Source organism: Actinomycetospora sp. TBRC 11914 (genome assembly GCF_012933465.1).
In the GTDB taxonomy this organism is placed as follows: Bacteria; Actinomycetota; Actinomycetes; order Mycobacteriales; family Pseudonocardiaceae; genus Actinomycetospora.
On record NZ_JABBND010000037.1, the window covers coordinates 14388 to 27733 of the forward strand.

A 13346-nucleotide genomic window follows, 5' to 3' on the forward strand; every position below is an offset into this window, starting at 1 on the left:
GCGGCGTGCGCACGGAGCAGCGATCGGACCTCGCCCGGTTCGACGTCTCGTCCTCGGACCCCGAGGTGGCGGACGCGTGGCTCCGGGACGCCTACGGGGCCTCCTGGCGACGGGGCTCCGGCGACCCGGCGGCCGTCCGCTTCGCCGCCACCGGCGCGTCCGGGCCGGGCTTCTCCCTCGCGTCGCTGCACCACAGCGGGGTGGTCGGGGCCGAGACCGGGCCCCTCCACGCCGCCGTCGTCATCGGCACGGTCCTCGGCGGCGTGGTGGAGGTGGCCCACGGGGACGCGACGCTGACCGCCGAGCACGGCACGCCCTACCTCCTGCCGCCCGGGGCGCCCTGGCGGGTCCGGTGGGAGGACCTGTCGGCCGAGACGCTGCGCCTCGAGCGGTGGGCGCTCGACGCCGCTGCCGTCGGCATCGGCTGGGACGGCGGCGCGGTGCGGTTCGCCGGCGTCACCCCGCGCTCGCCCGGCTGGGCCCGCTTCCTGCGGGCGACGATCGCGCACGTGCGCGACGACGTCGTCGCGCCCGCGCCTCCGGGGGCGGCGGGCCCCGCGCTGCGGGAAGCCGCCCGGGAGCTCGCCGTCGCGGTCCTGGTCGCCTTCCCCACGAACGTCGTCGAGGGCCTCGAGCACGGCACGCCGGCGGTCGGGGTCGAGAAGGTCGACCCGGCCGAGCCGGCCGTGATCCGGCGTGCGGTGGAGTTCATCGAGACCAACGCGCAGCGCGACATCGGCGTCGCGGAGATCGCGGAGGCGGCCCGCCTCGGCGTGCGCGGGCTGCAGGTGGCCTTCCGTCGCCACCGCGACCAGACCCCGTTGGAGTACCTGCGGCAGGTCCGGATGCAGAGCGCGCACCGGGAGCTGCAGACCGCCGACCCGGCCGAGGGCGCGACCGTGGCCGAGGTCGCCGCGCGGTGGGGGTTCAGCCATCCCGGCCGGTTCGCGGTGGAGTACCGGCGGCACTTCGGACGGCACCCGAGCGAGACGTTGCGCGCCTGAGTCCTCGCGTTCGCGGGTCGCGGGGTGTCCGGAGCGCGCGGGGGCTGTACGTTGAGCGCAATCGGTCGACCGAACGTGCCGGGGGATGATCCGCGCGATTCGTCGAGGTGCCCGCTCCCCGTGACCGACCCCGAGTACGACCGACTCGTGACCGCTCTGCGCCGGGCCGCGTTCGACGTCACCGCCGACCGCAGCATCCGCGACCTCGAACGCATGATCGACAAGCTGGTCCACGCCGCCGTCGACACCATCCCCGGCGTCGAGGGCGGGGGCATCTCGCGCACCGAGCAGGGCACCGTCCGCTCCAGCCACGCCACCGCCGGCGACTTCCACGAGCTCGACGAGCTCCAGTCGCGCCTCGAGGAGGGGCCGTGCATCACGGCGGCGGACGACCCGCCGCCCAGCGGCATCGTCCTCGCCCAGGACCTCGCCGGAGACGACGCGCACCGCTGGCCCCGCTTCGCGCCGGCCGCCGTCGAGCGCGGCTTCCGGTCGATCATGTCGGTCGGGCTGTCGGTGGCGGGGACGCGACGCTCGGCGCTGAACCTCTACGCGGGCGCCCCCGGCGTGTTCGACGCCTCGGCGCAGCTGACCGCCGGGCTGTTCGGCCTCCAGGCCGCGATGCTGCTCCACGGCGCCGACCACGCGGCCCGGCTCGGGCACGCCCTCGAGACCCGCGACCTCATCGGGCAGGCCAAGGGCATCCTCATGGAGCGGTTCACCGTCGACGACGACGAGGCCTTCCGGCTCCTGGTGACCTCGTCGCAGGACACCAACATGAAGCTGGTCGACGTGGCGCGGTGGCTGACCAAGGAGGCGAACGCCCGGGCCGGGGCGTCGTCCGGCCCGGCCTCGCAGACGGTCTGAGCCGGCCGTTTGTCCGTGCCCGGCCGCCGGGCATCCGCCGGTTCCGGATCGGCATCGCCGTTCCGGCGGGGCGGTCCCGGACGAGGTTGACCACCCAGCATCGGCGGGACCGTCATCGACCCCGCTGCCTCCCGCGCGGAGGCGGCAGTCCGGGCCCGGCCGGCTCCGAGGGGGACGGCCGCGCCCGGGCGCGGGGTCATGCCCCGCCGGAGGTGTCAGCCCACGACCGTGTCAGCCCACGACCGTGTCGATCGCCTCGTGGTGCTTCTCGAACTTCACGTAGTCGTCCTCCATGATCGCCCGCGGGTTGAACATCGGGTCGGCCAGCAGGCCGTGCACGCGGCGGCGCTGCATGCCCATGTTCCCGCCGTCGTAGATGGGCAGAACCGCGGCCTCGCGCAGGATCTTGCCGAAGCCGTTCTTCGTCTCCAGGCTGTTCACGCCGACGATCTGCATGCACTTGTAGACGCAGTCGAACATCAGCTCGGTGACCTGGATCTTGTTCATGGCGCCGACGAGCTCGGCGTGCTGGTCGTGCTTGTCGAGGTAGTCCGCCGCGCGCCAGGAGAAGTACCGGCCCATCTCGATCTTCGACGCGACGTCGCCGAGCACGTACCCGACGTTCTGGAACCCGATGATCGGCCGGACCGCGCCGGCGGTGTTGCCGTGCGCGAACTCGAGGGCCATCTCGTAGGCGGCGCGGGCCATGCCGACCGCCGCGATCGCCGCGACCGGACCCGACCACGCGAAGTTGCGGTTGATGACGAGGTCGCCGTTGGCCTCGGCGCCCGGCAGCAGGTTGGCGGCCGGGATGCGCGCGTCGGTGAAGACGATCTCCGCGTTCGACGCGAGCCGGTGCCCCACCTTGTCCAGGTGCCGGTAGGTGACGCCCGGCGTGCCCCGCTCCAGGACGAGCGCCGACAGGCCCTCGGTCCCGCCCTTCTCCGAGTCGGTCCGCACGATCAGCGTCCCGGAGTTCACACCCTGCTCGTCCCAGCCCGCGGACGACGGCCAGTACTTGCGGCCGTTGACGACGAAGTCGTCGCCGTCGCGCACCGCGGTCAGCCCGACCCCGGCCGGGCGGGGCAGCGGGATGTCGAAGTTGGCGGTGCCCGACGGGTTGCCGGGCGGCTCGCTGGCGGTCCACCCGCCGAGGTACTCGCCGGTGGGATCGGAGGTGGCCGCGCGCAGGAAGCGCTCCTTCTGCTCCTCGGAGCCGTACCAGGCGACCGGCATGAGCCCGAGCCCGTTGCACAGCACGGTGCAGGCGAAGCCCGGGTCCACGACACAGATCTCCTCGGCGGCGATCACGAGGTCCACGCACGAGACGCCGCCGCCGCCGTACTGCGCGGGCAGCATGCACATCGCGATGCCCGCCTTGTAGGCCTCGACGTACGCCGGCTTGGTGAGCTGGAAGCCCTTCAGGGGGTCGGGCTCCGCGTCGGCCACGGCCACCACGGGCTTGAGCACGTTCTCGGCGAACGCGCGCACCTCGTACTGCAGCTTCTTCTGCTCGTCGGACATCGTGAAGTTGATGGTCATGGGCGGCCTCCCGATTCCTCGTGCGCGGCTCCCCGCCACGTCCCCGGAGCGGGTTGTCCTGGTATCCGGCGTGCCGCTTCGCGAGCGGCGACGTCCGGGTCCGGAGCGTGCGGCGTCGCGTTCCGGGGGCGGAAGCACCCGGGCACGAGTGGTAGGAGATGCGTCACGACCGGCTCGTCCCGGACGCCGGGGCTGCGGCGGACGGAGCCTTGTCGGCCCGCGGACGCAGAACTAGCATCCTGCGTACTTCTTTTCCCGCTCCCGGGAGGCGCCGTGCGGCACACCGCCCACGCCGACTACGCGCTGCGCGTGCTGCTGTACCTGCGCGTGGCCCCCGGACGGCGGGGGTCGGTCGCCGAGATCGCCGAGGCGCACGCGATCTCCCGGAACCACCTGGTCAAGGTCGTCCAGCGCCTGGCCGGCGCGGGCATCGTCGCCACCGTGCGCGGCCGCGGGGGCGGTGTGCGGCTCGAGCGCGACCCGGCCGGCATCACCGTCGGCGAGGTGATGCGGACGATGGAGACCGACTTCGCCGTCGTCGAGTGCCTCGGGGCCGCGCGGTTCTGCCGCGTCGCGGGGGTGTGCGGCGGGCGCGACGTGTTCTCCCGCGCGCTCGACGCGTACTTCGCGGTCCTCGACGACGCCACCCTCGACGACCTCGCCGCCAACGATCAGGGCCTGCGCGGCGCGCTGCGCCTGACCCGCGTCGCGGGCGGGCCCTGAGACCCGCCCGCACCCGCACCACCGATCGGCCAACGGGGGCCGTCGCCCGAGTTCCCCGGCCGTGACCCCTCGGCTGCGGAGGAGGCATCGTGCCCATCGACTTCGACCTGACCCCCGACCAGCGCAAGCTCAAGGACACCGCCCGCGAGTTCGCGCGGGAGGTGCTGCGGCCCGCGGCGGAGCACGCCGACGCCCTGCCCGACCCCCAGGACGCGTTCCGGGCGATGAAGCCGGTCTACGCCCAGGCGGCCGCGCTGGGCTTCACGACGATGTTCCTGCCGCGCGAGTACGGCGGGGCCGGCGCGAGCAACGTCGACTTCCTCCTCGCGATCGAGGAGCTGTGCGCCGTCGACCCCGGGTTCCCGACGGTGCTGCTGGTCAACGGGCTCGGGCTGCTGCCGGTGCTCTGGTACGGCACCGAGTCCCAGCGCGAGACGTGGCTGCGCAGCGCCGCCGCGGACACCACCGGCGACTTCCTCGCCGGGTGGGTGGTGAGCGAGCGCGGCGGCACCGCGAACTTCGACCACCCGAGCCCGCAGGCGGGGATCCAGCTCGTCGCCGACCGGCGCCCCGGCGGGGAGTACGTGCTCAACGGGGAGAAGCACTGGCCGTGCAACGCCGGGGGCTGGGACCTGCGGGGCGCCGACGTCAACGTCTGCGTGGTGCGCACCGACCGCACCCGCGGAGGTCAGGAGGCGCTGAGCGCGGTCCTCGTCGAGCGCGGCACCCCGGGCGTGCGCTACGAGGTCATCGACAAGATGGCCCACCGGACCTGCCAGAACGTGACGATGACGTTCCGCGACGTGCGGGTGCCCGAGGAGAACCTGCTCGCCCGCGGCGAGGGCGACCTGCTGATCAACCGCGCCTTCACGTGGTCCTCGCCGATCGCGAGCATCGCCGCGGTCGCCGTCGCGCGGGGGGCCTACGAGTTCGCGCTCAAGTGGGCGCGGACCTTCACCGGCGCGGGCTCGGGGCCGATCATCGCCCACCAGGCGGTCGGGCACCTGCTCGCCGAGGTGGCCGCGAGGATCGAGGCCGGGCGCTACCTGTCGTGGAAGGCCGCGCACTACATGGACCGCCACCCGGGGCAGGGTCACGCGCTGGGCGCCATGGACAAGACCTTCTGCGGCGAGGCCATGCAGCGCGTCGTCGTGGACTGCATGCGCATCGTCGGGGTCAACGCCCTCGACCGGAAGTTCCCGATGGAGAAGTACTTCCGGGAGTCGATGGTCTTCCCGCTCTACGACGCGGGGAACCTGGCGATGCAGCGTCGTCGGGCCTGGGGGGTCATGGCCGACGCGTCCTTCTCGCCCGACGTGTTCGCCGACTCCGACCCGTTCCCGTTCACCCGCGCCATGGAGGGGTTCGGGACCGTCGCCGGGGAGCGGCGGCCGTGACCGGGCCGGTGCCGTGGTCGCGCTCGATGACCCGCACCTACGCGGCCTGGGAGCGCTTCACCGCCGGCGACGAGCACCCCGAGGACGTCCCCTGGGGCATCGCCGCGTCGTGGCACCGGTGCCGCGACGTCCACCGGATCGACCCGCGCGGCGTCCCGGCGGACACGGGCGACGACGACGCGGCCGGGTGCACGGCCCACGCCGCGCTGTTCGCGGAGCTCGGGGCGCTCGCCGCCTCCCTCACCACGCGGCACGGCGACTGCCTCGTCACGGTCACCGACGGCCGCGGCCGCGTCCTCACCTCGTGGGGGAGCGGGCCGTCGGGTCGCCGGGCGAACGACACCGGGCTCGCGTCGGCGCCGCGGTGGGCCGAGACGACGGCGGGCACCAACGCCGTCGGGAACGCCCTGCTGGGCCGGCACGCCGCCGGGGTGTGCGGGCCGCAGCACTGGAGCTCGGCGCTGCACGACTGGAGCTGCACGTCGGTGGCGCTGTGCGACGCGGTGACCGCGACCCCGCTGGCCACGCTGACGGCGTCGACGTGGCGGGCGCTGGTCCCGGTGCGCCCCGTCGACCTCCTCGTCGAGACCCGCCCACTGGGCGGCGTGCTCCGGCAGGCCGCCGCGCGCGACCGGGCGCGGGTCCTCGCCGCCTACGGGCGCATCGAGCGGCGCGGGGGAGCGGCCCTCGTCGCGCTCGACGCCGCGGGGCGGGTGGTGGCCGCCAACGCCGCCTTCCGCGCCCGCGACCGGCGGGCCGACGAGCTCCCGGGCGGGCTCGGCGGGGTCGAGCTCGCGGACCTGGCCCGGCGGGTGCGGGCCCGGGCCGCCGGCCACGGCCCGGGTGACGACGGCGAGGGCGGGTACGAGCTGATCCCGGTCATGGCAGGGGCGGAGCCGGTCGGCTTCGTCGTGGCCGTGCAGGAGGGCGCGGGGCCGCGTCGGGAGGTCCCCGACCCCGCGGCGCCGGGACAGCCGCGGATCGCGGCCCTCACCGACGCGGGGCGGGTCGTGCTCGTCCCCGCGGCCGCGATCCGGCACGCCCGCGCGGACGGGCACACGGTGTGGCTCACGACCGACGACGGCGTGCTGCGCGCGGCCCGCCGCGGGATCGACCACGTCGAGCAGGAGCTCGCCGGCGCCGGCTTCCTCCGGGTCCACCGCAGCCACCTGGTCAACCTCGCCCGCGTGCGCGAGGTGTCCGCCGAGCGGGGCGGCCTGGTGCTGTCGACCTCCGTCCGCCGTCCGGAGCGGATCCCGGTGTCGCGGCGGTGCGCCCCGCGGCTGCGCCACCGCCTCGGGCTCTAGGGGCGAGGATCGGGGGATGCGCTTCCCCGAGCCCGACGTCCCGCCCGGTGCCACGCCCCTCGGCACCCGCCTGCGCGAGCTCGCGACCGCCGCCCCGGCCGCACCCGCGGTGTCCGACGGCGACGAGGTGCTGACCCGTGCCGAGCTCGGCGTCCGGACCGATCGGCTGGCCCGGGCCTTCGCGGCGCGCGGGGTCGGCCGCGGCGACCTGGTGTCGATCGCGCTGGGCAACGTCGTCGCCCACGTCGCCTGCTCGGTGGCGGCGTGGAAGGTCGGCGCGGTCCCGCAGCCGTTGCCGGCACGGATGCCGGCCGGGGAGCGGGAGGCGGTGCTCGCGGTGGCCGACCCGGCGCTCGTCGTCGGACTCCCGGGGAGCGACCTCGACGCCGTCGAGCTCGACCGGTGCCTGCAGGAGGGGGATGCCGCGCCCCTGCCCGACGTCGTCGGGCCGTCGTGGAAGGCCCCCACCTCCGGCGGCAGCACGGGCCGGCCCAAGGTGATCGTGGCCGGGCAGGCCGCCTGCACCGAGCACGTGCTGGCGCGGGCGGACGGGCTGCGGATCGACCGGAGCCCGTCCGGCGTGTTCCTGGCGACGGCGCCGCTGCACCACAACGCCCCGTACATGTTCTCGCTGATGGCGCTGCTGCAGGGCCACCACGTGGTGCTCATGCAGCGGTTCGACGCGGCCCGGGCGCTGGAGCTGGTCGGCTCGCGGCGGGTGACCTGGCTCTACCTCGTCCCGACGATGATGGGCCGGATGCTGCGCCTGCCCGAGGCGGACTGGGACGCGGCGGACCTGTCGAGCCTGCGCACGGCGCTGCACGTCGGCGCGCCGTGCCCGCCGGAGGTCAAGCGCGGGTGGCTGGCGCGCCTGCCCGCCCCGGAGATCCTGCTCGAGCTCTACGCGGGCACGGAGTCACAGGCCAGCGCGATGATCGACGGCCGGGACTGGCTGGCGCACCCCGGCTCGGTGGGCCGGGTGACCCGCGGGCAGGTGCGGGTGTGCGACGACGACGGCCGCGTCTGCCCGCCCGGGGTGACCGGCGAGCTCTGGATGCGGCCCGAGGGCGCGCCGACCTACCACTACCTGGGCGCCTCGCCGCGGTCGCTCGACGGCTGGGAGTCGCTCGGCGACATGGGCCGGTTCGACGACGAGGGCTACCTGTACCTGGCCGACCGGCGGGCGGACATGATCGTCGTCGGCGGGGCGAACGTGTACCCGGCCGAGGTCGAGGCGGCGCTGCTCGCGCACCCCGAGGTGGCGGACGCGGTCGTCGTCGGGATCCCGGACGCGGACCTGGGCCGCGTGGTGCGGGCGGTGGTGCAGCCGGCCGACGGGGCCGCGCCGGGCCTGGCCGAGCGGCTGCCCGCCGACCTCGCCGACCGGCTGGCGCACCACAAGATCCCGCGGGTCGTGGAGCTGGTCGACCACCCGTTGCGCGACGACGCGGGGAAGGTCAGGCGGGCCGCCATGTGAACGGATGTGGTCGTCCGGGCGACCACATCCGTTCACATGCGCTATCGCGCCCGGCCGAAGCTGACGTCGCCGAACATGTTGCCGAGCTTGACCGACTCGCCGGGCTCCGGCGCGGTCCAGATCTTGTTGTTCCCGGCGTAGATCGCGACGTGGTAGATGCTGTCCGAGCCGCCCATGAACACCAGGTCGCCGGGCTGGGCCTGGCTCTTGCTGATGTGCTGCACCGCGTCGTACTGCTGCTGCGCGGTGCGGGGCAGGCTGATGCCCATCTTCTTGAACACGTACGACGTGAACCCGGAGCAGTCGAACGAGCTCGGGCCGGTGGCGCCGTAGACGTAGGGCGTGCCCTCGAACGACGCGGCGGTGGAGACGATGCGGTCGCCCAGCGGGCCCAGGCCCGCGACGCTGCCCGACGATGCCGAGCTCGACTTCTTGGCCGCGGCCGCCTTCTGCTGGGCGGCCTTCTTCGCGGCGGCGGCCTGGTCGGCGGCCTGCTTCGCCGCCTGCTGTGCGGCGGGCGAGGTGTGCTTGACCGCGGGGGCCGCGGCGGGCGCGGTCGCGGCCACCGGGGTGACGGCCGCGCGCTGGACCGGGATCGAGTTGGCGGCCGGGGCGTAGCTCATCGACGCCGCGGCGTGGGAGCTGTCGAGACTCGGGAGGGAGAAGGCCCCGGTCGAGCCGGCGACGGCCGCGGCGCTCGCGGTGACGAGGGCGGCGGCGATGCCGGCGCGGGTGAGCGAGCTGTCGGTGAGGGAGCTGGGGAGGGACACCGGCAGGGACACCGGACCGGCGGTCGCGGCATGACGTCCGGGCATGGTGACGCTTTCTCGGTCGTCCACGGCGTCCTCGGGGTGACGCCGCTCCCGTCCTCGACCGCGGTCGCGGTGCACGGCCCGGTCCACACCCAGGGGAGCGGGTCGCCGGACGGGCACGGCGACCCGGGCGGGGAGCCGGGTCGACCCACCGGGTGGTGAGTCGCCGGGGACCGTATCGAGACCTGTTCGTGATCTGCAGGGGTCGCGCTCGGGGCGTGTCACGGCGGGCGGTCGGTGCGGGGGTGCTGGGGCGGCCGACCGCCCACCGCGGTGTGCTCCACGCCGAGCGTCCGGCCGGTCCTCGTCGTGGGGCCCTACGGAGCAACGATGGCTCGGCCGGTCGTGCACGGGCGGGTTCTCGGGGATCGGTGTGGTGACGGGCGACGTGCGCTTCGCGGGGGTGGGGCGGACCGGTCGTCGCGGAGAGTCGCGCGGTGAGTCGTCCCCGTGACGCGGTGGGCGGTCCTGCCCGCGTCGGCCCCGTCGTCCCCGCGCGAGGGGACCCCTCGGTCGCTCTATCCGACCGAGGGCTCCCCTCGCGCAACGACCCCCGGCTGGGGCCGCCCTCGCGAGGGGAACATCCGGTCGCTCTAGTCGACCGAGGGTTCCCCTCGCACCGAGGAGGAGATCGACAGGCTGAGTTGAACAATCTGGACTGTCGAGTTACGGTCGGAGCCGTGATCACCGAGGAGCCGACCGTCGCGGCCGTCCGGGCGGCCCGGGCGGTACGCGTCGGGCTGGGCCGCCTGCGCCGGCGGCTGCGCGAGAACCACGACCGCGCCGAACTGACGGCCTCGCAGACCGGCGTGCTCAGCCGGCTCGACCGCGAGGGCCCGGCCACCGCCAGCGCGCTCGCCGCCGCCGAGGGGGTCCGGCCGCAGTCGGTCGCGATGTCGATCCAGGTGCTCGAGGAGCGCGGCTTCGTCGCCCGCACCCCCGATCCCGACGACGGGCGCCGCCAGATCGTGTCCGTGACCCCGGCCGGCCGGGACCTCCTCGAGAGCTCCCGGGCGGCGGGGGAGGGCTGGCTGGCGGGGGTGCTCAGCGAGCGGCTGACCGAGCAGGAGTGCGCCGTGCTCGTCGAGGCCATGACGCTGCTGGAGCGGGTGACGGACCGATGACGGCGCTGCTCGCGCGGCTGCGCCGCCGCGGGACCGATGGCGAGGCCTTCGACCGCCGCCTCGTCGTCCCGATGGTGCTCGGGGCGGTCCTCAACCCGGTCAACTCGTCGCTGATCGCGGTCGCGCTCGTGCCCATCGGGGTGGCGCTGGGCGCCCCGGCGTCGCAGACCGCGTGGCTGGTGGCCGGGCTCTACCTGGCGACGGCGGTCGGGCAGCCGGTCACCGGACGGCTGGTCGACCTGTACGGGCCGCGGCCGCTCTACCTCGCCGGGACGGCCCTCGTCGGGATCGGCGGCCTGCTCGGCGCGCTCGCCCCGGACATCTGGACGCTGGTCGGGGCGCGGGTGCTGCTCGGGCTCGGGACGTGCGCGGGCTACCCGGCGGCGATGTCGCTGGTGCGGGGCGAGGCCGAGCGCACCGGCCGGGACAGCCCCGAGGGCATCCTCACCGTGCTCTCGGTGTCGGCCCAGACGATCGCGGTGATCGGCCCGACGCTGGGCGGCCTGCTGATCGGCCTCGGCGGGTGGCGCACCACCTTCTGGATCAACGTCCCGCTCGCCGTCGTCTGCCTCGTGCTCGGCGCCCGGCGACTGCCCCGCGGCCGGCACCGCGACCGCACGACGAGCCTCGCCGCGACCGTCGACCCGGCCGGCATCGCGCTGTTCGCCCTGACCCTCGTCGCGCTCCTGCTCGTGCTGATGCACCCGGCGTGGTGGCCGCTGCTGGTCGTGGTCGCCGCGGGCGGGGCCGCGCTGGTGGTGTGGGAGCTGCGGGCGCCCTCGCCGTTCCTGGACCTGCGGGTGCTCGGCGGGAACGCTCCGCTGCTGACGACGTTCGTCCGCTCCCTGCTCGCGGCCACCGTCTCCTACTGCCTGCTGTACGGCTTCACGCAGTGGCTCGAGCAGGGCCGGGGGCTCTCGGCCTCCGTCGCCGGCCTGGTCCTGCTGCCGGTGTTCGTCACCGGCATCGGCGTCGCCGCGCTCACCGGCCGTCGTCGGGAGGTCCGGGGCAAGCTCCTGGTGGGCGCCGCGGGGCAGGTGGTGCTCTCGGTCCTGCTGTTCCTGCTCGGCGGCACCAGCCCGATCTGGCTGATCGTGGTCGTCACGCTGGTCGCGGGGGTCCCGCAGGGCCTGGTGACCCTGGCGCTGCAGAACGCGGTCTACCGCCAGAGCGAGCCGGCCCGCGTGGCGTCCTCGGCCGGGCTCATGCGGACCTTCTTCTACCTCGGCGCGATCGCCGCCTCCACCACCGGCGGGATCGCCTTCGCCCACGGCGCGACGACGGCGGGCCTGCACGACCTCGCGCTTGTCATGCTCGTCGCGTCCGCCCTGTTCGTCGTCATCACCCTCGCCGACCGCTCGCTCGGTCGGCTCGTTCCCCGGGAGGACCCCCAGTGACGCTGTCCGCGCTCGACCCCGTGCCCGCGCTCGTCGTGATCGACCTGCAGCGCGGGATCGCCGCCGGCCGGGAGACCGCCCCGCACGCGCTGCCCGACGTCGTCGCCCGCTCCGCCCGGCTCGCCGACGCGTTCCGGGAGCGGGGCCTCCCGGTGGTCCTGGTGCGCGTGACCATCGACGGCGCCGGCTTCAGCCCGGGCCGGGCCGACCAGTCCCGGGCGGGCGGGACGCCGCCGGCCGGGTGGGACGAGATCGTCGACGAGCTCGCCGGACACCCGGAGGACGCCGTCGTCACCAAGCGCAACGTCGGGGCCTTCGTCGGGACCGACCTCGACCTGCAGCTGCGCCGGCGCGGGGCCACGCAGGTGCTGCTCACCGGGATCGCGACGTCGATGGGCGTCGAGGGCACCGCCCGCGCGGCGCACGACCACGGCTACCACGTCGTGCTGGTCACCGACGCCATGGCCGACACCGACGAGGCCACCCACCACCACAGCGTCGGGAAGATCTTCCCCAAGATCGGCGAGACGACCACGACGGCGGAGGTGCTCGCGGCGCTCCCCGCGCCCGTCGGGAGCTGAATCCCCGCGGGTCTACCGTGGCCGCCGTGGCGGACCACGACACCGACCGGAGCACCGTCGCGATCGAGATCGTGGAGGTGCTCGACGACGCCGTGCGGTCGGCCGTCGAGCGACTCCTCCCGCAGCTCTCGCGCAGCGCGGCCTTCGACGAGCAGACGCTCGCGTGGGTCGTCGCGCACGAGGCGACGACGCTGTTCGTCGCGAAGCTCGAGGACACCGGGGACGTCGTCGGGGCCCTGACGCTCGTGATGTACCCGCTCCCGACGGGGCTGCGGGCCCACGTCGACGACGTGGTGGTCGACGACGTCGTCCGCGGGCGCGGGGTGGGCGAGGCGCTGGTGCGGGCCGCGCTGGACCGCGCCGTCGAGGTGGGCGCCCGCACCGTCGACCTCACCTCGCGGCCCTCGCGGGAGGCGGCGATCCGGCTGTACGAGCGCGTCGGGTTCGTCCGCCGGGACTCGACGCTCTTCCGCTGGGAGCCGCCGCGCGACGTCCCGTGATCGGGAATAGCGTCCCGGTCCGTGACCGATCACCCCGCGGCGGACGCGAAGAACTGGGGCGGCCGCCTCCCGCGCAACGAGACCCTGGACCTCGACGACGAGCAGCAGGCGGTGGCGGACCAGATCCGAGACCGCAGCGTCCGCTGGGCCGAGCGCTCCGGCTTCGCCCCGACCGACGACCAGGGCGGGCTCATCGGCCCGTTCAACGCGTTCGTGCTGCGCCCCGGCCAGGCCGCCGGGTTCAACCAGTGGGTGCAGCACGACCAGAAGCACTCGTCGCTGCCGAAGGCGATCCGCGAGGTCGTCATCCTCACCGTCGGGCTCGCCTGGGACGCGGACTACGAGATCTACGCGCACGTCGCGGTGGGACGGACCGCCGGGCTGTCCGAGACGGTGATCGAGGGCCTGCGGTCCGGCTCGACCGACGGCTTCACCCGTGACGAGGCCGCCGCCCACCGGTTCACCGACCAGCTCGTGCGGACCCACCGCGTCGACGACGAGGCCTACGCGGCCGCCGAGGAGGCGTTCGGGCGCGACGGGGTGCTCGACATGGTGCACCTCATCGGCATGTACCTCGCGACGTCCGCGCTGCTGAACGCGTTCGAGGTGCCTGCG

The 13346-nt window shown here is 75.0% G+C and carries 13 protein-coding genes; 11 read left to right on the forward strand and 2 right to left on the reverse strand.

What is annotated here, in order from left to right; genetic code table 11:
• Positions 1–5 precede the first annotated feature (5 nt).
• Together HH311_RS33655 and HH311_RS30405 are read left to right on the forward strand one after the other, a co-directional pair.
• Entirely contained in the window at positions 6–1004 is a 999-nt protein-coding gene (locus tag HH311_RS33655; RefSeq protein WP_169187478.1) for an AraC family transcriptional regulator, read from the forward strand.
• A 120-nt stretch (positions 1005–1124) separates the two neighbouring features.
• A complete protein-coding gene (locus HH311_RS30405; protein ID WP_312030506.1) occupies positions 1125–1871 on the forward strand; it encodes a GAF and ANTAR domain-containing protein in 747 nt (248 codons plus the stop codon).
• A gap of 231 nt (positions 1872–2102) precedes the next feature.
• On the opposite strand, the gene HH311_RS30410 is transcribed toward HH311_RS30405, so the two are convergent.
• Entirely contained in the window at positions 2103–3413 is a 1311-nt protein-coding gene (locus tag HH311_RS30410) for an acyl-CoA dehydrogenase family protein (protein ID WP_169187479.1), read from the reverse strand.
• A gap of 273 nt (positions 3414–3686) precedes the next feature.
• Between HH311_RS30410 and HH311_RS30415 the strand changes: the two genes are divergently transcribed.
• From HH311_RS30415 to HH311_RS30430, 4 genes are all read left to right on the forward strand, one after another.
• Entirely contained in the window at positions 3687–4136 is a 450-nt protein-coding gene (locus HH311_RS30415) for an Rrf2 family transcriptional regulator (protein WP_169187480.1), read from the forward strand.
• An 89-nt stretch (positions 4137–4225) separates the two neighbouring features.
• Positions 4226–5533 (forward strand): acyl-CoA dehydrogenase family protein, encoded by a 1308-nt coding sequence (locus HH311_RS30420; protein ID WP_169187481.1) that lies wholly within the window; start codon positions 4226–4228, stop codon positions 5531–5533.
• Positions 5530–6840: a DNA-binding protein gene (locus HH311_RS33660; RefSeq protein ID WP_169187482.1), complete on the forward strand. Its 1311-nt coding sequence runs from the start codon at positions 5530–5532 to the stop codon at positions 6838–6840. Before HH311_RS30420 ends, HH311_RS33660 begins: the two co-directional genes overlap by 4 nt.
• A 16-nt stretch (positions 6841–6856) precedes the next feature.
• Entirely contained in the window at positions 6857–8317 is a 1461-nt protein-coding gene (locus HH311_RS30430) for an AMP-binding protein (RefSeq protein ID WP_169187483.1), read from the forward strand.
• A gap of 41 nt (positions 8318–8358) precedes the next feature.
• Here the strand turns inward: HH311_RS30430 and HH311_RS31185 are convergent, their stop codons facing one another.
• Positions 8359–9087 (reverse strand): C40 family peptidase, encoded by a 729-nt coding sequence (locus HH311_RS31185; RefSeq protein ID WP_211191025.1) that lies wholly within the window; start codon positions 9085–9087, stop codon positions 8359–8361.
• Between the two features lie 722 nt (positions 9088–9809).
• Here HH311_RS31185 and HH311_RS30440 point away from each other — a divergent pair.
• The 5 genes from HH311_RS30440 to HH311_RS30460 all read left to right on the forward strand — a co-directional run.
• Positions 9810–10253 carry a MarR family transcriptional regulator gene (locus HH311_RS30440; protein ID WP_169187484.1) on the forward strand — a complete coding sequence of 148 codons (444 nt, stop codon included), beginning with the start codon at positions 9810–9812 and terminating at the stop codon, positions 10251–10253.
• Positions 10250–11650, forward strand: a complete 1401-nt coding sequence (locus tag HH311_RS30445) for an MFS transporter (protein WP_211191026.1) — start codon at positions 10250–10252, stop codon at positions 11648–11650. The genes HH311_RS30440 and HH311_RS30445 overlap by 4 nt, the downstream gene beginning before the upstream one ends.
• Positions 11647–12231, forward strand: coding sequence for an isochorismatase family protein (locus HH311_RS30450; protein ID WP_169187485.1), 585 nt, complete (start codon positions 11647–11649; stop codon positions 12229–12231). The genes HH311_RS30445 and HH311_RS30450 overlap by 4 nt, the downstream gene beginning before the upstream one ends.
• 26 nt (positions 12232–12257) lie before the next feature.
• Positions 12258–12731 carry a GNAT family N-acetyltransferase gene (locus HH311_RS32980; protein ID WP_312030507.1) on the forward strand — a complete coding sequence of 158 codons (474 nt, stop codon included), beginning with the start codon at positions 12258–12260 and terminating at the stop codon, positions 12729–12731.
• 21 nt (positions 12732–12752) lie between these two features.
• The coding region (locus HH311_RS30460; protein ID WP_169187486.1) for a carboxymuconolactone decarboxylase family protein at positions 12753–13346 on the forward strand (594 nt) is incomplete at its 3' end.